This is a genomic window from Variovorax palleresanus (genome assembly GCF_051144945.1).
Taxonomy (GTDB): Bacteria; Pseudomonadota; Gammaproteobacteria; order Burkholderiales; family Burkholderiaceae_C; genus Variovorax; species Variovorax paradoxus_S.
In genome coordinates this window covers 3,089,759-3,108,540 of the sequence record NZ_JBJNVP010000002.1, presented here as the reverse complement: position 1 = coordinate 3,108,540, position 18,782 = coordinate 3,089,759, and the positions used below count along the sequence as shown (strand labels likewise).

General features: G+C 67.3%; 16 protein-coding genes. 7 read left to right on the top strand and 9 right to left on the bottom strand.

All coding sequences use genetic code 11. The features are described from left to right. The first annotated feature begins 34 nt into the window (after positions 1–34). The 3 genes from ACJ7Z0_RS18500 (at position 35) to ACJ7Z0_RS18490 (ending at position 3,550) form a co-directional block, all read left to right on the top strand. Positions 35–1,513, top strand: coding sequence for an MFS transporter (locus tag ACJ7Z0_RS18500; RefSeq protein ID WP_434790999.1), 1,479 nt, complete (start codon positions 35–37; stop codon positions 1,511–1,513). A 79-nt stretch (positions 1,514–1,592) separates the two neighbouring features. Then, complete coding sequence (locus ACJ7Z0_RS18495; RefSeq protein ID WP_434790998.1) at positions 1,593–2,732, top strand: ABC transporter substrate-binding protein; 1,140 nt, start codon at positions 1,593–1,595, stop codon at positions 2,730–2,732. A 50-nt stretch (positions 2,733–2,782) separates the two neighbouring features. After that, entirely contained in the window at positions 2,783–3,550 is a 768-nt protein-coding gene (locus tag ACJ7Z0_RS18490; protein WP_434790997.1) for a class II glutamine amidotransferase, read from the top strand. Between the two features lie 12 nt (positions 3,551–3,562). On the opposite strand, the gene gshB is transcribed toward ACJ7Z0_RS18490, so the two are convergent. Beyond that, a complete protein-coding gene (gshB, locus tag ACJ7Z0_RS18485; protein WP_434790996.1) occupies positions 3,563–4,516 on the bottom strand; it encodes a glutathione synthase in 954 nt (317 codons plus the stop codon). Between the two features lie 217 nt (positions 4,517–4,733). Here gshB and ACJ7Z0_RS18480 point away from each other — a divergent pair, with 217 nt between their 5' ends. Next, a complete protein-coding gene (locus ACJ7Z0_RS18480) occupies positions 4,734–5,168 on the top strand; it encodes a nuclear transport factor 2 family protein (protein WP_434790995.1) in 435 nt (144 codons plus the stop codon). A gap of 10 nt (positions 5,169–5,178) precedes the next feature. After that, positions 5,179–6,102: a polysaccharide deacetylase family protein gene (locus ACJ7Z0_RS18475; protein WP_434790994.1), complete on the top strand. Its 924-nt coding sequence runs from the start codon at positions 5,179–5,181 to the stop codon at positions 6,100–6,102. 39 nt (positions 6,103–6,141) lie between these two features. Here ACJ7Z0_RS18475 and ACJ7Z0_RS18470 read toward each other — a convergent pair whose 3' ends face one another. From ACJ7Z0_RS18470 to leuS, 6 genes are all read right to left on the bottom strand, one after another. Beyond that, complete coding sequence (locus ACJ7Z0_RS18470) at positions 6,142–8,013, bottom strand: potassium transporter Kup (protein WP_434790993.1); 1,872 nt, start codon at positions 8,011–8,013, stop codon at positions 6,142–6,144. A 180-nt stretch (positions 8,014–8,193) separates the two neighbouring features. Then, positions 8,194–9,504 (bottom strand): glutamate--cysteine ligase, encoded by a 1,311-nt coding sequence (gene gshA, locus ACJ7Z0_RS18465; RefSeq protein ID WP_431125465.1) that lies wholly within the window; start codon positions 9,502–9,504, stop codon positions 8,194–8,196. Between the two features lie 121 nt (positions 9,505–9,625). Next, on the bottom strand, positions 9,626–10,918 hold the full coding sequence (locus ACJ7Z0_RS18460) for a glutamate-5-semialdehyde dehydrogenase (protein ID WP_434790992.1): 1,293 nt from the start codon (positions 10,916–10,918) through the stop codon (positions 9,626–9,628). A 134-nt stretch (positions 10,919–11,052) separates the two neighbouring features. Then, positions 11,053–12,138, bottom strand: a complete 1,086-nt coding sequence (holA, locus tag ACJ7Z0_RS18455; RefSeq protein ID WP_434790991.1) for a DNA polymerase III subunit delta — start codon at positions 12,136–12,138, stop codon at positions 11,053–11,055. 20 nt (positions 12,139–12,158) lie between these two features. After that, complete coding sequence (locus tag ACJ7Z0_RS18450) at positions 12,159–12,680, bottom strand: LPS-assembly lipoprotein LptE (protein WP_434790990.1); 522 nt, start codon at positions 12,678–12,680, stop codon at positions 12,159–12,161. A gap of 11 nt (positions 12,681–12,691) precedes the next feature. Next, positions 12,692–15,322: a leucine--tRNA ligase gene (gene leuS, locus ACJ7Z0_RS18445; RefSeq protein ID WP_434790989.1), complete on the bottom strand. Its 2,631-nt coding sequence runs from the start codon at positions 15,320–15,322 to the stop codon at positions 12,692–12,694. A 160-nt stretch (positions 15,323–15,482) separates the two neighbouring features. Between leuS and ACJ7Z0_RS18440 the strand changes: the two genes are divergently transcribed. Both ACJ7Z0_RS18440 and ACJ7Z0_RS18435 read left to right on the top strand, forming a co-directional pair. Beyond that, on the top strand, positions 15,483–16,460 hold the full coding sequence (locus tag ACJ7Z0_RS18440) for a Bug family tripartite tricarboxylate transporter substrate binding protein (protein WP_434790988.1): 978 nt from the start codon (positions 15,483–15,485) through the stop codon (positions 16,458–16,460). Positions 16,461–16,577: 117 nt separating this feature from the next. After that, a complete protein-coding gene (locus ACJ7Z0_RS18435; protein WP_434790987.1) occupies positions 16,578–17,654 on the top strand; it encodes an NAD/NADP octopine/nopaline dehydrogenase family protein in 1,077 nt (358 codons plus the stop codon). Here the strand turns inward: ACJ7Z0_RS18435 and ACJ7Z0_RS18430 are convergent. Continuing rightward, the gene (locus ACJ7Z0_RS18430; RefSeq protein WP_434790986.1) at positions 17,649–18,245 is read right to left on the bottom strand and encodes a peroxidase-related enzyme; all 597 of its coding nucleotides are present in this window, start codon (positions 18,243–18,245) and stop codon (positions 17,649–17,651) included. The genes ACJ7Z0_RS18435 and ACJ7Z0_RS18430 overlap by 6 nt on opposite strands. Further along, complete coding sequence (locus tag ACJ7Z0_RS18425) at positions 18,242–18,763, bottom strand: CMD domain-containing protein (RefSeq protein WP_434790985.1); 522 nt, start codon at positions 18,761–18,763, stop codon at positions 18,242–18,244. Before ACJ7Z0_RS18425 ends, ACJ7Z0_RS18430 begins: the two co-directional genes overlap by 4 nt. Between the last annotated feature and the right edge of the window lie 19 nt (positions 18,764–18,782).

The following is an 18,782-nucleotide window of genomic DNA, read 5'->3' as shown; positions in this document are numbered from 1 at the left end:
CGACGGACCCGCATCCAGGCCGGGCCGCCGTCTCATGACCCCCAATCCCCCGCCAGAAGCCGCACCGCCGGCCCCGCCCACCCTTGGAACGATGCGCGAACGCTACGGCCCGCGCTACCGCTGGTACCTGCTGCTTTCGGTCATGGTGGGGGTGATGGCGTCGATCATGTCCTCGACCATCGTCAACGTGGCGATCCCGGGCATGAGCCACCACTTCTCGCTCGGCCAGGAGCGGGCGCAATGGGTGAGCTCGGGCTTCATGGTGGCCATGACAGTCTCGATGCTGACCACGCCCTGGCTGCTGTCGCGCTACGGCTACCGGCGCACTTACTCGGGCACCATGGCGCTTCTGCTCGCGGGCGGCATTGCGGGCGGCGTGGCCAACGACTTCTCGCTGGTGCTACTGGCGCGCGTGGCCGAAGGGCTGGCGGCGGGCGTGGTGCAGCCCATTCCCGCCATCATCATCCTGCGCGCCTTCGAGCCCCATGAGCAGGGGCGCGCCAGCGGCATCTTCGGCATGGGCGTGGTGCTGGCGCCGGCCATCGGCCCCAGCATCGGCGGCGTGCTGGTCGACCTGTTCGGCTGGCGCTCGATCTTCTTCATGGTGGTGCCCTTCTGCCTGGCCTCGCTGTGGCTGGCCTACAAGTTCGTGCCCACCACGGCGCCCGGCGGTGTGGCTGCCACGCGCGGCAGCGGGCTCGACTGGCGCGGCCTGGCGCTGGGCACCGTGGGCACGCTCTGCTTGCTGAACGGGCTGGTCGAGCTGCGCGGCGATTCGCCGCTGCAGGCCGGCCTGCTGCTGGCCGGCGCGGTGCTGGCTTTTGCCGGCTTCGTCTGGTGGCAGCGCCGGATCGCGGCCGGCGGCGGCGAACCGCTGATGAACCTGGGGCTCTTCCAGTATCGGCAGTTCGCCATGGGCAGCGTGGTCGCCTTCATCTACGGCACGGCGCTGTTCGGCTCGACCTACCTCTTGCCCGTGTACATGCAGGTCGGGCTGCAGCTGTCGGCCTCGCACGTGGGCACCATCCTGCTGCCGGCGGGCATCGTGCTGGCCGTGACCATTGCCGGCGTGGGCCGGCTGGCCGACCGGCAGCCGACGTGGCTGCTGGTGAGCATCGGGCTGGCGCTGCTGGCGGCCTCCTTCGCGCTGATGATGGTGCTCCGGCTCGACAGCGCGCTCTGGCTGCTGGTGGCGTTTGCCATCATCGGGCGCATCGGGCTCGGCTTCATCCTGCCTTCGCTCAACCTCGGCTCGATGCGGCCGCTGGCCAAGCCGCTGATTCCGCAGGGCGCCAGCGCGATCAACTTCCTGCGCATGCTGGGCGGCGCGGCCGGCGTGAGCCTGTGCGCCATCGTGCTCGAGTGGCGCCTGGCAGCGCATGGCGATTCGCTGGCCAATGCCGCAACCAGCCCCGCGCGGCTGGCGGCCTTCGACGAGGTGTTTCTGATGCTGGCCGCGCTGTGCGCGCTGGCCATTTGCGCTGCGTGGCAGTTGCGCCGACCAAACAGCTAGGGTTACTCCCAATGTAATACCTAAGCATCCATCGTTTCTAATTGTTAATGTTGTTAGTTAATGATGGAATGGGCTACTCATGCAACGCAGAAGTTTTGTCGCCTCCACGGCGGTTTTCGCCGCGGGCCTGGCTCGTCTGTCATCCGCACAAGCCGCCGAAGTTGGCGTGAGCGACAGCGAGATCCTGCTCGGTAGCTCGGCCGTCCTGAGCGGCCCGCTCGGCTCGCAGATCAAGGTGGTGCACAACGGCGCGGCGCTGGCCTTCGACGCCATCAACGAACAGGGCGGCGTGGGCGGACGCAAGATCAAGCTGATCGCGCTGGACGACGAACTGAAACCCGAGAAAGCGCTGGAGAACTACGGCAAGCTGCTGAGCGACCACAAGGTGTTCGCGTTCTTCGGCTGCGTGGGCTCAGGCACCACAGCCGCCGCATCCAAGCTGCTGCAGCAAAGCGGCGCCCCCAGCGTCGGCGGCTATGGCGTGGGCGACAGCGCCCGCGAACGCGTGGCGGGCTCGGCGTACTTCGTGCGCGCCAGCAATGCACGCGAGGCGCAGGCGCTGGTCGAGCACCTGATCACCATCGGCGTGAACAAGATCGCGATTGCCCACCTGGACAATCCCGGCGGCGTCGAGGCTGTGAAGCTGATCGAGGCGGCCATGGCCACGCACAAGCAGACTCCGACGGCGGTGGTATCGGTCAAGGGCGACGGCTCGACCTCCGCCGCCGCAGGCAAGGCACTGGCGGACAGCCGTCCGCAGGCCGTGCTGATGTACCTGGCCGGCACGGTGGCCGGCGAGGTGATCAAGTCCACCTACGAGGCCGGCAGCAAGCCGATGTTCTATGGCATGTCGGTCGTCCCGGGCGAGATCACGGCCAAGGTGGTGCAACTGCAGGCCAGCGGGCTGGCCATCTCGCAGGTCATGCCGTACCCCTGGGGCGAAGTCGAAACGGTGACGCGCGACTACCGCCGGCTGGCCGAACGCGCCCAGGTGCCGGTGGGCTACGGCAGCTTCGAGGGCTATCTGAACGGCCTGGTGATGATCGAGGCGCTCAAGCGCACCGGGCGCGACCTGACGCGCGCGCGCCTGCACGCGACGCTGCGCGCGTTCAAGCTGCGCCTGGCCGGCATGGACATCGACTTTTCGACCGGCGCCACCACCGGCTCGCGCTTCATCGAAATGGTGCGCGTCACGCCCGAAGGCCGATTCGTGCGCTGAACGGGCGGGCGGGTTCGCCCGGCGGCTGGCACACGCGCTTTAATAGCGCCATGTGCCAACTGCTTGGAATGAACTGCAACACGCCCACGGACGTGACCTTCAGCTTTACGGGCTTCGCCCAGCGCGGGGGCCGCACCGACCACCACGCCGACGGCTGGGGCATCGCGTTTTTCGAGGACCGGGGGCTGCGCCACTTCGTGGATCACATGCCGGCGAGCGAGTCGCCGGTGGCCGAGCTGATCCGGCGCTACCCCATCCAGAGCCGCAACGTCATTGCGCACATCCGCAAGGCGACACAGGGCGCCATCAACCTGCAGAACTGCCACCCCTTCGTGCGCGAGCTGTGGGGCCGCTACTGGGTGTTTGCGCACAACGGCGACCTGAAGGACTTCAGGCCGCGCCTGCACGGCAACTTCCACCCGGTGGGCAACACCGACAGCGAGCACGCCTTCTGCTGGCTGATGCAGGAACTGGCCAAGTCGCACGCAGGCGTGCCGAGCATCGAGGAGCTCACGCTCACGCTGCGCGAACTGGCGCCGCAGCTTGCGGGACACGGCACCTTCAACTTCATGCTGTCGAACGGCCAGGCGCTCTGGGCCCACGCTTCGACCCACCTCTGGTACGTGGAGCGCCGCCATCCGTTCGTGACGGCGCAGCTGTCGGACGAAGACCTGGAGATCGACTTTGCCAAGCACACCACGCCCAATGACCGCGTGGCGGTGGTGGTGACCGCGCCGCTCACCACCAACGAGCACTGGACCGCGTTCGCGCCCGGCGAACTGCACGTGTTCGTGGACGGACAGCGGGCGCCGTTCTGAACCGGGCCGGCCTCAGCCGCCGGCCAGCTGCGCCTCCAGCGCATCGATGAACATGGCCGGCACGTCGAAGCCGGTCTGTTCGGTGATCTCCTGGAAGCAGGTCGGGCTGGTCACGTTGATCTCGGTCACGGAGTCGCCGATCACGTCGAGCCCGATCAGGAGCAGGCCGCGCGGCGCCAGGGCCCGGCCCACGGTTTCCGCGATCTCGCGGTTGCGCGGCGTGAGCGGCTGCGCCACGCCCTTGCCGCCGGCCGCCAAGTTGCCACGCACCTCGGAGCCCTGCGGAATGCGCGCCAGCACGAACGGCGCCGGCTCGCCCGCGATGATCAGGATGCGCTTGTCGCCCTGCACGATGTCAGGCACGAAGCGCTGCACCATGATGGTTTCGGCGCCGTTCTTGTTGAGCGTCTCGACAATGGAGCCGAGGTTCAGCCCGTCCTGCCGGACGCGGAAGATGCCCATGCCGCCCATGCCGTCGAGCGGCTTCAAAATGATGTCGCCGTGCTCGGCATGGAAGTCGCGCACGGCCTGGGCGCTGCGCGTGACCAGCGTGGGCGTGGTGAACTGCGGAAACTCCATGATCGCGAGCTTCTCGGGGTGGTCGCGCAGCGAGCGCGGCTTGTTGACCACGCGCGCGCCTTCGCGCTCGGCCTGTTCGAGCAGGTGGGTGGCGTAGATGTACTCGGCGTCAAAGGGCGGGTCCTTGCGCATCAGCACCGCGTCGAATTCCTTCAGCGCCTTCGATTCGCAGATGTCCTCGCGGTACCAGGCCTTGCTGTCTCCGGTGAGCGTGATCTGCTGCACGTTGGCCGTTACCATGCCGCCCGACACCCACTGCAGGTCTTCCGGCAGGCAGGCCGCGATGCGGTGCCCGCGGCGCTGCGCCTCGCGCATCATCGAGAACGTGGTGTCCTTGTAGATCTTGAAGTGGTCGAGCGGATCGGCGACGAAGAGAATGTTTTTCATCTGGGAGTCTTTCCGGCGCCGGGTGTGGCCGCCATGTTGATGTCTGGCGCGATGTTGCCGGAAGCGGCGATGCCCTTGCCGGCGGAGGCCTTTGTGCGCCATCGGGCGATTGTGCCGGGGCCGCCGGGACCGCAACGCCGAAGAGATTCGGCGCAGGATTTGCTTTGGCCCCTCATGCCTTCCGCCATGCACTGCCGTGGCTCCAAATGGAGAACCCATGACCGCCCTTGCTTCGCTCGATGCACTGCCCGTCCCTTCCACGCCGGCCGAGGTGGTCGACGAATTCCTTCGCCTGGTGATGATCCCGGACCCGCAATCGGCCTCCCGCCACACCGCGCCCGGCATCCGCATCCGCTTCACCGGCAACCGCGAAATGCATGCGCCCGGCGACACCTCGGCCTTCAATGCGAAGCGCTACGCCTGGGTCAAGAAGAAGATCGAACGCACCGAAGTGGTCGCAGGCGGCACGCCCGACGAAACGGTGGTCTACAGCCTCGGCACGCTCTACGGCGCGTGGCCCGACGGCACGGCGTTCGAGGGCAATCGCTATGTCGACCGCTACGTGGTGCGCCACGGGCTCATCGTGCAGATGGACGTGTGGAACGACAGCGCCGAATGGCTGCTGGTGCGCGCCGGGCTCGCGGTACTGTGAGGCACGGCACATGACGGCACGCTGGCCCAACCTGCTGCCCGCGCACGGCCGCTTCGACTACAGCCCCATCACACGGCGGCCCGACTATGCGTGGCCCAACGGCGCGCGCCTGGCCGTGTACCTGGGCTTCAACATCGAGCATTTCGCGTTCGGCGACGGCTTGGGCGCATGCATCGGCCCGGCCTCGCCAGAGCCCGACGTGCTGAACCACGGCTGGCGCGAATACGGCAACCGCGTAGGCGCGTGGCGCTGCCTCGAACTGTTCGATGCGCTGGCACTGCCGACGGGCGCGCTCATCAACACCGCGCTGTACGACCATTGTCCGGAGGTGGTGCGGGCCTTCGTCGCGCGCGGCGACGAACTGATCGGCCACGGCCACAGCAACGCGGAGCGCCAGGGCGCATGGGACGAAACGCAAGAGCGCGCACTGCTGCTGCGTTGCCGCGAACGCATGCAGCAGGAGAGCGGCAAGGCACCTGCCGGATGGTTGTCGCCGTGGATATCGGAAAGCGCGGTCACGCCCGACCTGCTGGCCGAAACCGGCTATGGCTACACGCTCAACTGGTGCCATGACGACCAGCCGGTGCGCATGCGCACACGGGGCGGCGGCTCGATATGGTCGGTGCCCTATCCGCAGGAGCTCAACGACATCCCGATGATCATGGGCCGCTCGATGGATGCAAAGGACTTCGCCGCGATGGTCGTCGACAACTTCGACGAGATGCGCGAGCAATCACGCGCGCAGCCGCTGGTGATGGGGCTCGCGCTGCATCCCTACATCGTGGGCCAGCCTTACCGGCTGCGCCATCTGCGCACGGCGCTCGCGCACATCGCGCGTGCCCGCGACCGCGGCGACATCTGGGTCACCACGCCGGGCGCCATTGCATCGCACATGCAGCAGCTGGCGGCGGATCGGCCCGCGGACTTTGCATGAGGAAGGCGGCGCGCGTGAACACAGCGGCCGCGCAGTCCCTCAGATCTCGATCTTCGACCCGAGCTCGACCACGGCGTTGTTCGGCAACCCGAGGAATGCCGCCGCGCCGCTCGCGTTGTGATGCATCTGCGCGAACAGCTTTTCGCGCCACGGCGCCATGCCGCTGCCCAGCGTGGGAATGACGACGTCGCGCGAGAGGAAGTAGCTCGTCGTCATCGGCTCCAGCTGGCAGCCGCGCATGCGCGCGTTGTCGAGCGCACGCGGCAGGTCGATGTCGTTCTTGAAACCGTAGTGCACGATGACCTGCCAGCAATGGTGGCCTAGGGCGTCGATCTCGATGCGCTTGTTCATCGGGATCCAGGGCACTTCGTGGTTGCGCACCGTGACGAACAGGTTCTGCTCGTGCAGCACCTTGTTGTGCTTCAGGTTGTGCAGCAGCGCGTTGGGCACCACGCCGGGTTCGGCGGTGAGAAACACCGCGGTGCCGTCGACGCGCGCGGGCGGGTTCTCGAACACCGAGTCGAGGAAGGCCTGCAGCTCGATGGCATCGGCGCGCTGCACCTCGCCCATCAGGCGCCGGCCTTCCTTCCAGGTGATCATGAGCGTGAACACCGCGCCGCCGATCACCAGCGGGAACCAGCCGCCCTCGAACAGCTTGAGCAGGTTCGATGCAAAGAACAGGAAGTCGACCACGAAGAAGACCGCGGTCGATGCAATGCACAGCGCCAGCGGCAGCTTCCAGGCGTAGCGGATCACGAAGAAGGTCAGCACCGTGGTGATGAGCATGTCGGTGGTCACCGCAATGCCGTACGCGGCGGCCAGGCTGCTCGACGAACGGAACATGACGACCGCGAGCACGATGGCGACGAACAGCCCCCAGTTGACCAGCGGAATGTAGATCTGGCCCGCCGTGCGCACGCTGGTGTGCTCGATGTTCAGGCGCGGGAGGTAGCCCAACTGGATGACCTGGCGCGTGACGCTGAAGGCACCGGTGATCAGCGCCTGGGAGGCAATGACCGTGGCCGCCGTGGCCAGCAGCACCAGCGGGATGAGCGCCCATTCGGGCGCCATCATGAAGAAGGGGTTCTTCACGGCCTCGGGGTTCTCGAGCAGCAGTGCGCCCTGGCCGAAGTAGTTGAGCGTGAGCGCCGGCATCACGACCGTGAACCACGCCACGCGGATCGGCCGCTTGCCGAAGTGGCCGAGGTCGGCATAGAGCGCCTCGGCACCCGTCACGCACAGCACCGTGGCGCCCAGCAGGATGAAGGCCGTGCCCGGGTTGTCCCACATGAACTTCAGCGCGAACCAGGGATTCAGCGACTTGAGGATCTCGGGATGGTGGATGATCTGCGACACGCCGAGCACCGCGATGACGAGGAACCACACCAGCGTGATTGGGCCGAAGAACTTGCCGATGCCCGCCGTGCCGCGCTTTTGCACCACGAAGAGGCAGAACAGCACCACCAGCGTGACTGGCAGCACATAGTGCTTGAAGTGGGGGGACACCACTTCGAGACCCTCGACGGCGGAAAGCACCGAGATGGCCGGCGTGATGACGCCGTCGCCATAGAAGAGCGAGGTGCCGAAGATGCCCACCAGCAGCAGCACGTTGCGCAGCCTTGGCTTGTCGGCCACCGCGCGCGAAGCCAGCGCCAGCATGGCGACCAGGCCGCCCTCGCCTTCGTTGTCGGCCCGCAGCACCAGCACCACGTACTTGATCGACACGATGACGGTGAGCGTCCAGAAGAACATCGACAGGATGCCGTAGACGTTTTCGACAGTGAAAGGCAGGTGGCCGTGGCCGAACACTTCCTTGACTGCATACAACACGCTGGTGCCGATGTCGCCATAGACGACACCGATGGTGCCGATGATCAAGGCGGCGGCGGAAGAAGATTTGGGAGGTGACACGAAGTCGATGGGAAAAAGGGCAGGCTGCAAGCGCGTAACCGGAGGTCACACGCACCGAGACGCAGCAGCGGTGGAATCAATTTCCAGTCGCCGCGCACATCCCTTCCGCCCTTTTGTTTCCTTTGCTGTGGGGCCGCTATTTTGCCGCCGACCGCCGCCGCCGCAAGCCGCCCCGGAAAATCATTCGTAGATTTCGGCGTCCGGATCGGTGGCTTCCATCTCGTAACTCGCCGCAACCATGGCCAGGCGGCCCACCACGCCATACATGTAGAAGCGGTTCGGCGCGCTCGCGCCGGGCTTGGCGCCGGGCTGCGGCAAGTGCGCACTCTCGGAAAAAGCCAGCGGCACGAAGCTCGCGCCCGGAGACTTCAGGTTCTCGTCGGGGTTGCGCTCGGCATGCACGCGGTAGAAGCCGCCCACCACGTAGCGGTCCATCATGTAGACCACCGGCTCGGCCACGCCGTTGTGCACCCGCTCGTTGGTCAGCACGCCTTCCTGCACGATCACCTCGCCGGGCTCGCGCAGTTCCCGGGCCGCACCAGCAGCCTTGCCCAACGAAGCGCCGCGTGGCTTGCCGACCAGGGCTTCGACCTCCTTGGCGTCCCGGATCGTGATCACGCCCGGGCCCTCGGCGCCGGTGTCGCCCTTGACGACCACGAAGGGCTTTTCGTTGATGCCGTATTCCTTGTACTTGCGCCGGACCTTGGTCAGCACCGCATCCACGTGGCTGGTCAGCACGTCGATGCCGCGGCCTTCGGCGAAATCGACGCTATCGCCCCGCGCATAAATGGGGTTGATCAGCCAGGGATCGATGCCCAGCAGCTTGCCGAAGCGCTTGGACAGCTCTTCGTAGCTGTGCAGGTGGTTGCTCTTGCGGCGCACCGACCAGCCCGCATGCAGCGGCGGCAGCAGGTATTGCTCGTGCAGGTCTTCGAGGATGCCCGGCGTGCCGGCCGACAGCTCGTTGTTGAGCAGGATGGTGCAGGGATCGAAATTCTTGAGCCCGAGGCGGCGCTTGCTGCGCACCACGGGCTCCAGGCACACCGTTTCGCCGTTGGGCAGCTCGATCTTCTTGGGCGACTTGATCGCCGGATCGATGGAGCCCACCCGCACGTTGAGTCCCGCCATGTGGAAGATGCGCACCAGTTGCGCGACGTTGGCGAGGTAGAAGGTGTTCTTCGAGTGGTTCTCGGGAATGACGAGCAGGTTGCGCGCTTCCGGACAGATCTTTTCGATGGCGGCCTGCGCGGCCTGCACCGCGAGGGGCAGCATCTCCTTGGTGAGATTGTTCCAGCCGCCGGGGAACAGATTGGTGTCGACCGGCGCCAGCTTGAAGCCGGCGTTGCGGATGTCGACCGCGCTGTAGAACGGCGGCGTGTGCTCCATCCATTCGAGCCGAAACCAGCGCTCGATGGCGGGCGTCGAGTCGAGTACCCGCTGCTCCAGTTCGTTGATCGGGCCGGTCAGGGCGGTGACGAGATGCGGAACCATGCGGCGGCCTTGTTGGATTTGTACTTGAAAGGTAGAGCGGAATTGTAGGATTTGGGGGTGGCCGCCCCAATGACAAGACTACGTACAGCGGACTTGGTTCAGTCCGCCTGCTCACCGGGCATCAACTGCGCACTTCGCCCTGCCCCAGCACCACGTACTTGAGCGAGGTCAGCCCTTCGATGCCGACCGGTCCGCGCGCGTGAAATTTGTCGGTGCTGATGCCGATCTCGGCTCCCAGGCCGAACTCGAAACCGTCCGCGAAGCGGGTGCTCGCATTGACCATGACGCTGGCCGAATCGACCTCGCGCAGGAAACGCTGCGCATGCACGTGGTCGCGCGTGACGATGGCGTCGGTGTGGTGGCTCGAGTAGCGGTTGATGTGCGCAATGGCCTCGTCGACCCCTTCGACCACCTTGATGCTGATCACGGCGGCAAGGTATTCCTCGGACCAGTCGGACTCGACCGCGTCGATGATTCTTGCGCCCGAACCGAGGGTGTCGTCGGCGCGCAGGATGCGGGCCGCGACCGGGTCGCAGCGCATTTCCACGCCCTTGGCCGCGAAGATGGCCGCGATGCGGGGCAGGAAATCTTCCGCCACCGCGGCCGACACCAGGAGGCCTTCGGCCGCATTGCAGGGGCTGTATTTCTGCGTCTTGGCGTTGTCGACGATGCGCAGCGCCATTTCGAACTCGGCCGTGTCGTCCACATAGACATGGCAGTTGCCGTCGAGGTGCTTGATGACCGGCACCTTGGCATCGCGGCTGATGCGCTCGATCAGGCCCTTGCCGCCGCGCGGAATGATCACGTCCACGAACTCGGGCATGGCGATCAGCCGTCCCACGGCCTCGCGGTCGGTGGTCTGCACCAGCTGCACCGCATCCACCGGCAGGCCGGCTTCGGACAGCGCCCCGGACACCAGCAACGCCAGCGCCTTGTTCGACTCGATGGCTTCGGAGCCGCCGCGCAGGATGGCTGCGTTGCCGCTCTTGATGGCGAGGCTCGCGGCCTCGATGGTCACGTTGGGGCGGCTCTCGTAGATCATGCCGAAGACGCCGATCGGCACGCGCATCTGGCCCACGCGGATGCCGCTGGGCTGCTGCTTCATGCCGATGATCTCGCCGATCACGTCGGCCATGCCGGCCAGCTGCTCGCAGCCCAGGGCCACGGTCTCGATGACCTTGGGCGTGAGTTTCAGGCGGTCGACCATCGGCGCGGAAAGGCCGGCGGCCATGGCGCGCGCCAGGTCTTTCTCGTTGGCCTCGGCCAAGGCCGGGCCGGCTTCGCGCAGGCGCCGGGCCAGCGCCTTCAATGCTCTGTTTTTGGTAGCTGCATCCGCACGGGCCATGAGGAATGCAGCGGCTTTTGCCTGCAGGCCGAGGGCCTGCATGTGCTCGCTGACGTTGAACGCATTCATGCCGGCATTTTCCTGCATTTGGATCAACCCCGGGCTTTGGACCCTTGCCGTGTTGTCCCCTCTCCCTCCGGGAGAGGGCTAGGGTGAGGGCCGCGGCACTCGAAAACGCGCGATGTGATGACGGCCGCCGGCCCTCATCCCAACCCTCTCCCGGAGGAAGAGGGAGCTGGACCGCTGCTGCAGGCGCGGCACAACATCAAGGCCAATCGCTGCAAAGCCTGCCAGCCGCTCGCGGGCCAGTCGGGCTGCTTCAGCCCCTTGCAGATGCCGTCCACCACATGCGCGGCGCGCAGCAGCCGCGCCAGCATTCGGTCGTCCAGCCGCGGCAGCACGCGTTCGAAGGCGCGCTCGCGCGGACCCCAGATGCGGTTTTCGCGCAGCGCCATGGGGAGCGGCCGGCCCGAGGCCATGGCATCTTTCACGCGCTTGAGCGCGCGGATGTCCTCGGCCAGCGTGTAGTGCACCAGCACCTCGGCCTCGCCCTCGGCCTGCAGGCCGTCGAGCATGCGCGCCACCCGCTGCGGATTGCCGGCCAGGACGGCCTCCGAGAGCTTGAACACGTCGTAGCGGGCCACGTTGTTGACCGCGCCTTCGACCTGCTCCCAGCTCAGCTCGCCCGCGGGGTGCAGCAAGGCGAGCTTCTGGATTTCCTGGTGCGCGGCCAGCAGGTTGCCCTCGACGCGGTCGGCAAAGAACTGCAGCGTGCGCTGCCCCTCGTCGCCCGGCATCACGCGCTGGCCCTGCAAGCCCAGGCGCTGCGCGATCCATTGCGGCAAGGCTGCGCGTTCGATCGGGTCGACCTGCAGGGTCGCGCCGTTGTTCTCGAGCGCCGAAAACCAGGCGCCGGTGCGCGTGGCCTTGTCCAGCCGCGGCAGCATCACCAAGGTAAGCGTGCTGTCGTTGCCCTGTGCCGCCTCGGCCAACTGCTGCAGCGCCGTGCTGCCGTCCTTGCCGGGCTTGCCCGAGGGAATTCGTATCTCGACGATCTGCTTGTCGGCAAAGAGCGAAAGCGAGCCGCCGGCCGCGAGCACCGCGCTCCAGTCGAAGTGCGCGCCGGCCACGGTGTACGAGCTGCGCTCCGTGTAGCCCTGCACGCGCGCCGCGGCACGGATGGCGTCCGCCGCCTCTTGCGCGAGCAGCGGCTCGTCGCCGTGGATCGTGTAGAGGGACTTCAGCCCCTTCTGCAGATGGGAGCCCAGTTGGGCGCTGGCAAGTTGCATCGCAGGGCAGAGGCCTCGGCCTAGATTTCCTTGACGGCCGCCAGGCGGCGCATCAGCTGCTGCGCGATGTCGGCCTGCATGTCGCGGTACAGCAGCTCGGCCTCGCCTTCCTTGGCGAGCGCATTGGTTTCGTTGAAGCTCAGGTCGCGCGTCTGCGAAACCTCGGTGGGCGCCAGCAGAACCTTGCCGCCCGGCGTGCGCAGGCTGAAGCGAACGCGCAATTGCAGCTGCAACTCGCGCAGCAGGCCCGCCGAATTGGTCGAGATCACGATGCGGTCGCGGTTCTCGCCCAGGATCTCGAGGATCGCGTCGGCGGTCTGCGCCTCGGTGGCCGGCACCAGCGTGACGGTGCCCGCGGCCCGCATTTCGCGCCGCACCCGGTTGATCAGCTCCGAATTGCCCGACAGCGACAGCGTCTTGAACGCGAACACCGGCGCCTTGCGCAGTTCGAACCCGCAGCCGGCCAGGCCGAGGCTGGCGCCCGCCGCGGCGAGACCCAGGAAAAAGCCGCGGCGCGGCAGCGAGGCGATGCGATTGTTCATGCTTCTATCGTTCAAATGACCACGTTGACCAGGCGTCCGGGAACCACGATGACGCGCTTGGGCGACGCACCTTCGGCGAACTTGACGAAGTCGTCGCACGAAAGCGCGAGTTCCTCGATCTCGGCCTTGGAGGCGCCGGCCGGCACGCGCAGCGCGCCGCGCAGCTTGCCGTTGACCTGGAGCATGAGTTCGATCTCGTCCTGTTCGAGCGCACCGACGTCCACCACCGGCCAGGGTGCGTCGAGCAGATCGCCCAGCTCCTTGTCGTAGCCGAGCTGTTGCCAGAGCTGGCAGGCGATGTGCGGCGTGGCCGGGTAGAGGCAGCGCAGCAGGATGCCGAAACCTTCGCGCAGCGCGGCCGCATCGGCAGGGCTGCCGTCCGGCTTGAAGCCTTCGAGCGCGTTGAGCAGCTTCATCGCGCCCGACACCACGGTGTTGTATTGCATGCGCTGGTAGTCGTAGTCGACCTGGCGCAGCAGGGTGTGCACTTCGCGGCGCAGCGCCTGGGCGGCCTTGCCGAAGGCCTTGCCCTTCACTGCCGCGGGCTGCACGTCGGACTGCGCCACGCCGAAGTTCCAGACCCGGCGCAGGAACCGGTAGCTGCCTTCGACGGCCGCGTCGTTCCACTCGAGCGTGGCTTCGGGCGGCGCGGTGAACATGGTGTACAGGCGCGCGGTGTCGGCGCCGTACTTTTCGATCAGGTCCTGCGGGTCGACGCCGTTGCGCTCGCTCTTGCCCATCTTGCCGACACCGCCGTACTCGACCTTGGTGCCGTCGGCGGTGGTGCCGCCGACGATGCGGCCCTGCGCGTCCAGCACGGGAGTGACCTCCAGCGGCGGGTGGTAGTTCTTGCCACCCTTCTCGTCGCGGTGGTAGTAGATGTGGTTCAGCACCATGCCCTGCGTGAGCAGCTTGCTGAAAGGCTCGTCGACCTTCACGAGGCCCAGGTCGCGCATCACCTTGGTCCAGAAGCGCGCATACAGCAGGTGAAGAATCGCGTGCTCGATGCCGCCGATGTACTGGTCCATCGGCATCCAGTAATCGGCACCCTCGGCGACCATGGCCTGGTCGTTCTTCGGGTCGCAGTAGCGCATGAAGTACCACGACGAATCGACGAAGGTGTCCATCGTGTCGGTCTCGCGCCGCGCGGCCTTGCCGCAGACCGGGCACACCACGCCGGCGTGGAAGCCTTCGTGCTTGGCGAGCGGGTTGCCGGAGCCGTCGGGCACGCAGTCGGTCGGCAGCACCACGGGCAGGTCCTTCTCGGGGACCGGCACCGCGCCGTGCTCGTCGCAATGGATGATCGGGATCGGCGTGCCCCAGTAGCGCTGGCGGCTCACGCCCCAGTCGCGCAGGCGCCAGGTGGTCTGCATTTCGCCCAGGCCCCTCTGGCTCAGTGCATGCGCCACGGCGGTCACGGCTTCCTTGTAGGTCATGCCGCTGAAGTTGTCGGAATTGATGGTCACGCCGCGCTGCTTGTCGCCGTACCAGTCCTGCCACTTGTGATAGTCGAAGTGCGGCTCGTCGTCGACCAGCACCACCTGGATGATCTCGATGCGGTACTTGTTGGCAAAGGCGAAGTCGCGCTCGTCGTGCGCGGGCACGCCCATCACGGCGCCGTCGCCGTAGTTGATGAGCACGTAGTTGCCGACCCACACCGGCACCTGCTCGTCGGTGATCGGATGCGTCACGGTCAGGCCCGTGGGCACGCCCTTCTTCTCCTGCGTGGCGAGCTCGGCCTCGGTGGTGCCGCCGGCCTTGCATTCCTCGATGAAGGCCGCGACCTTGGGATCGAGCGTGGCGGCGTGCACGGCCAGCGGATGCTCGGGCGCCACGGCGCAGAAGGTGACCCCCATGATGGTGTCGGCGCGCGTGGTGAACACGTACATGCGGCCATCCTGGATCAGCTTGCCGCTCGCATCCTTGATGTCATGCGTGAAGGCGAAGCGCACGCCCTCGCTCTTGCCGATCCAGTTCTCCTGCATCAGCTTGACGCGCTCGGGCCAGCCCGGCAGCTTGTGCTGGGTGTGCTCGAGCAGTTCCTCGGCGTAGTCGCTGATCTTCAGGTAGTAGCCCGGGATCTCGCGGCGCTCGACCGTGGCACCGGTGCGCCAGCCCTTGCCGTCGATGACCTGCTCGTTGGCCAGCACGGTCTGGTCGACCGGGTCCCAGTTGACGACCTGGGTCTTGCGGTAGGCAATGCCCTTTTCGAGCATCTTCAGGAACAACCACTGGTTCCACTTGTAGTAGCTCGGATCGCAGGTGGCGATCTCGCGGCTCCAGTCGATGGCCAGGCCCATGGCCTGGAGCTGGCCGCGCATGTAGTCGATGTTCTCGTAGGTCCACTTGGCCGGCGGCACGCCGTTCTTGAGCGCCGCGTTCTCGGCCGGCAGGCCGAAGGCGTCCCAGCCCATGGGCATCAGCACGTTGTAGCCGCTCATGCGCAGGTAGCGCGTGAGCATGTCGTTGATGGTGTAGTTGCGCACATGGCCCATGTGCAGCTTGCCGCTGGGGTACGGCAGCATCGAGCAGGCGTAGTACTTCTTGCGGCTCGCGTCCTCGGTGACGCGGTAGGCATCGGCGGCGCTCCATTGCGCCTGGGCAGCGGACTCGACGTCGCTGGGTTTGTAGCTGGGGTTCATGACGGTTCGGCAGAGCCCGGCTCGGAGCGGCCGGGGAAGGCGGATTATCGCGCCCGGGCGGCCTCCCGGGCCGGCAGACTCTAGACTTGAGGCACGTAACCTGCGTGTTGCGCGGGTAACGCCTGCCCTCCGGCAGGTTTTTCGCACCGCCTGGAATGCCATGAAACTGCTCCTGAAATACCTGACACTGGGCCTCGCGGCCGCCGCCAGCCTGGCCGTGATGCCGCTCCACGCGCAGCAGAACAACGACAAGCCGCTGCGCATCGTGGTGCCCTTCGCGGCCGGCGGGGCGCAGGACGTGATCGCCCGCTACCTGGGCGCCAAGCTCGGCGACAAGCTGGGCGCCACCGTCATCGTGGACAACAAGGCGGGCGCGGGCGGCATCGTGGCGGCCGACGCGGTGGCCAAGGCGACCGACGGCGCCACCGTGCTGCTGGCCACCGGCGGCGCCATCACCATCGCGCCTCATCTCCAGGCGAAGCTGCCCTACGACCCCGTGCACGACCTGGCGCCCGTGGCCCTGGTCGGCGACACGCCGATGACCCTGGCCGTTCGCGCCGAAAGCCCCTACAAGACCTTGGCCGACGTGCTGCGCGATGCCAAGGCCAAGCCGGGGCAGGTGACCTATGCCTCCACGGGCAACGGCACGGTGTCGCACCTCACGGGCGCGCTGCTGGCACAGGCGAGCGGCGTGAACCTGCTGCATGTGCCCTACCGCGGTGCGGCACCGGCGCTGACCGACCTGCTGGGCGGCCAGGTGGCGCTGATCGTCACCAGCGCGGCCTCCATCGAGCCGATGGTCGCGAGCGGCAAGGCGCGGGTGCTCGGCACCTTCTCGCGCGCGGCGCTGCCCAGCCTCGGCACGCCGCCCACCGTCGCCGAGGCGGCGGGGCTCGCGGGCATGGACGTGCCGGTATGGGTCGGCGTGATGGCGCCCGCGCGCATGCCGGCGGCCAGCGTCGAGAAACTTTCCGCGGCGCTGGTCGAGGTGTGCAACCTGCCCGAAACCAGGCAGCGCTTCGCCCAGCTCGGCGCGGTGAACACCTGCGGCAGCGGCGCGGCGCTGGGCAAGGTGATCGCCGAAGACAGCCAGCGCTGGGCCAAAGTAATCAAGCAGGGCGGGATCAAGGTTGAGTGACGTGGCTCTCCCCCAGGCTTCGCGCACTTCGTGTCGCTTCTCCCTCCCCCTCACCGGGGGCAACACCGGCGGCCCGGCAGAGCCGGTTCCGCGGTGTTCGCGAAGGGGGCCCGCAGGATGACGGTGGCTGGCGGCCTGTATCGGGTCGGCATCGCGGGCACCGGAGCGATTGCGTTGGCCAGTGCGGCGTGGCTCCGGCAGGCAGGCCACGACGTCATGCTCTGGTCGCCGGGCGGCCGGGGCGCTGAGGCCTTGCGCACGCAACCGCTGGAAGCCATCGGCGTGCAGCCGTGCAGCGTCACGGTCGACGTCGCCGACGATGCAGCGCAGCTTTGCCACGCCTCGGACGTGCTGCTGCTTGCGCTGCCGGTCAATGGCCACCGGCGCGTGATGGATGCGCTATTGCCCTTCCTGCGCGATGGGCAGACGGCGATCGTCAGCTCGATGGCCTCGCTGTCGTCGCTCTACCTTTACGAAAGCGCACGGCGTGCGGGCCGGCGGATCACCGTCGCGAGCTTTGGCACCACGGTGCTGACCGCGCGCCGGGAATCGGGCACCGAGGTGCGGGTGATGACGCGGCGCCAGGCGGTCGGCGTGTCCGCCCTGCCGGGTGCCGGCATCGCCGGGGTGCTCGAACTGTGCGCCGCGTTGTTCGGCGGCGGCTTCTTCGCGCAGCAAAACACGCTCGCCAGCGCGTTGGCCAACGTCAACCCGCAGTCCCACGGCCCACTGGCCGTCTTCAACTGGACCCGCATCGAGCGTGCCGAAAACTGGCCGCAGTACCACTGCATGACGCCCGGGGTGTCCCGCGCGATCGAGGCGCTGGACCTGGAACGACGCGCCGTGGCCCAAGCCTTTGGCATCGAACTCGGTCCCATCGAAGAACACTTCGGGCGCTCCTTCGGCACCACGTCGACGCGGCTCGAAGACATCGCCGCCGAATTGCATGCGAAGCGCGGCGGCCCGCCCGGGCCCGTGCGCACCGACACCCGCTATGTGTCCGAAGACATGCCCTACGGCCTGGCTTTCGTGGAGGCGTTGGGCAGGATTGCCGGCGTGCCCACGCCAGCGACCCGCACCATCGTGGATGCCGCCTCGCTGGTCAACGGCATCGACTACCGGCAGCAGAACGACCTGCTGGAGCCGCTCGGCCTCGCCCGTGAGACCGTGGCCGGGCTGCTCGCCCGCCTATGACGCTGCCGCCGCGGGAAAGACCGGCTCGCCCAGGTTGAGCATCAGGCGGTTGGCCCAGGCGAAGAGTGCCACGGAGTGGATCAGGTCGAGGATCTCGAGTTCGCTCAGCCCCGCTTCTTTCAGCGTCCGCACGTCCTCGGCCGACACCTTGTCGGGCTCGGCGCCGAGACGGATCGAGAATTCGACGATCGCCTTCTCGCGCGCCGTGGTGCCCGCGGAAGCCGGCTCCTCGAACACCTGCGAGATCACGTCGTTGCGCTTGGCAAGCTGCTCGAAGCGCTGCGCATGCACCGAGGCGCAGTACACGCAGCCATTGACGCGCGACTCCACCGTGGCACCCAGCTCGCGTTCGGCCCGCGGCATGCCTCCCGGCGCAAACATGATCGCGTTGAAGGCGATGGAGCGCTGCAGCAGCATCTCGGGCTGGTGCGCCAGCACCAAAAAATAGGGCGAGGTGCGCGCTTGCGGGCTCATCTCGTCGAGCGCTGCCAGCTGAGCCGGCGTGGCCGTGGCGACAACGACCGGATCGAGCCAGGGCTTCCAGCTCAGCACCTCGTTGGTGAAACCGTTGATGCGAATCGGCGCGGTCATGGCGATACCTCCGCGGCGGCCAGCGCCTGAAGGCCCGCGACCACGCGGACCTGGTAGGACAAGAAGGCGATCAGCTGGCCCAGCGCGACGATGGCGGGCGTCGAAAGCCCCGCCTCGGCCAGCGCGTCGACCGAGGCCTTGTCGCCCTCGATGGGACGCTCGATCAGGCTGGCGGTGAATGCCAGCACCGTGCCGAGGCGCGCATCCGCCACCGGGGCGCCGCTTCCCACGGCCGCGACCAACTCGCGGTCCGCGCCCTCGGCCAGCAGTCGCTCGCGGTAATGCGCGGCAAGCGTCGCGGCTTTGGAGACGCTGCAGGCGTGCAGCGCAACCAGCAGGCGCTCTGCCACCGACAGGCCCTCGACGGTGGGTGAAAACATCGCGTCGTAGCTGCCCTGCGTGGCCGCCACGACCTTGTCGCGCTGCAGCCGCAGTGTGCGGGTGGCCTGGCCGGGCGCCAGCGGCACCGTGGCGTCGATCACGTCGATCGAAGGAGATGCGTCGTAGGAAGTTGTCATGCGCTTCGAAAAATGAGGG

Bases quoted from the DNA above. Each gene is read 5' to 3' on its own strand.
- ACJ7Z0_RS18500 (WP_434790999.1), top strand. From the start codon at position 35: ATGACCCCCAATCCCCCGCCAGAAGCCGCACCGCCGGCCCCGCCCACC.
- ACJ7Z0_RS18495 (WP_434790998.1), top strand. From the start codon at position 1,593: ATGCAACGCAGAAGTTTTGTCGCCTCCACGGCGGTTTTCGCCGCGGGC.
- ACJ7Z0_RS18490 (WP_434790997.1), top strand. From the start codon at position 2,783: ATGTGCCAACTGCTTGGAATGAACTGCAACACGCCCACGGACGTGACC.
- gshB (WP_434790996.1), bottom strand. From the start codon at position 4,516: ATGAAAAACATTCTCTTCGTCGCCGATCCGCTCGACCACTTCAAGATC.
- ACJ7Z0_RS18480 (WP_434790995.1), top strand. From the start codon at position 4,734: ATGACCGCCCTTGCTTCGCTCGATGCACTGCCCGTCCCTTCCACGCCG.
- ACJ7Z0_RS18475 (WP_434790994.1), top strand. From the start codon at position 5,179: ATGACGGCACGCTGGCCCAACCTGCTGCCCGCGCACGGCCGCTTCGAC.
- gshA (WP_431125465.1), bottom strand. From the start codon at position 9,504: ATGGTTCCGCATCTCGTCACCGCCCTGACCGGCCCGATCAACGAACTG.
- ACJ7Z0_RS18460 (WP_434790992.1), bottom strand. From the start codon at position 10,918: ATGAATGCGTTCAACGTCAGCGAGCACATGCAGGCCCTCGGCCTGCAG.
- holA (WP_434790991.1), bottom strand. From the start codon at position 12,138: ATGCAACTTGCCAGCGCCCAACTGGGCTCCCATCTGCAGAAGGGGCTG.
- ACJ7Z0_RS18450 (WP_434790990.1), bottom strand. From the start codon at position 12,680: ATGAACAATCGCATCGCCTCGCTGCCGCGCCGCGGCTTTTTCCTGGGT.
- leuS (WP_434790989.1), bottom strand. From the start codon at position 15,322: ATGAACCCCAGCTACAAACCCAGCGACGTCGAGTCCGCTGCCCAGGCG.
- ACJ7Z0_RS18440 (WP_434790988.1), top strand. From the start codon at position 15,483: ATGAAACTGCTCCTGAAATACCTGACACTGGGCCTCGCGGCCGCCGCC.
- ACJ7Z0_RS18435 (WP_434790987.1), top strand. From the start codon at position 16,578: ATGACGGTGGCTGGCGGCCTGTATCGGGTCGGCATCGCGGGCACCGGA.
- ACJ7Z0_RS18430 (WP_434790986.1), bottom strand. From the start codon at position 18,245: ATGACCGCGCCGATTCGCATCAACGGTTTCACCAACGAGGTGCTGAGC.
- ACJ7Z0_RS18425 (WP_434790985.1), bottom strand. From the start codon at position 18,763: ATGACAACTTCCTACGACGCATCTCCTTCGATCGACGTGATCGACGCC.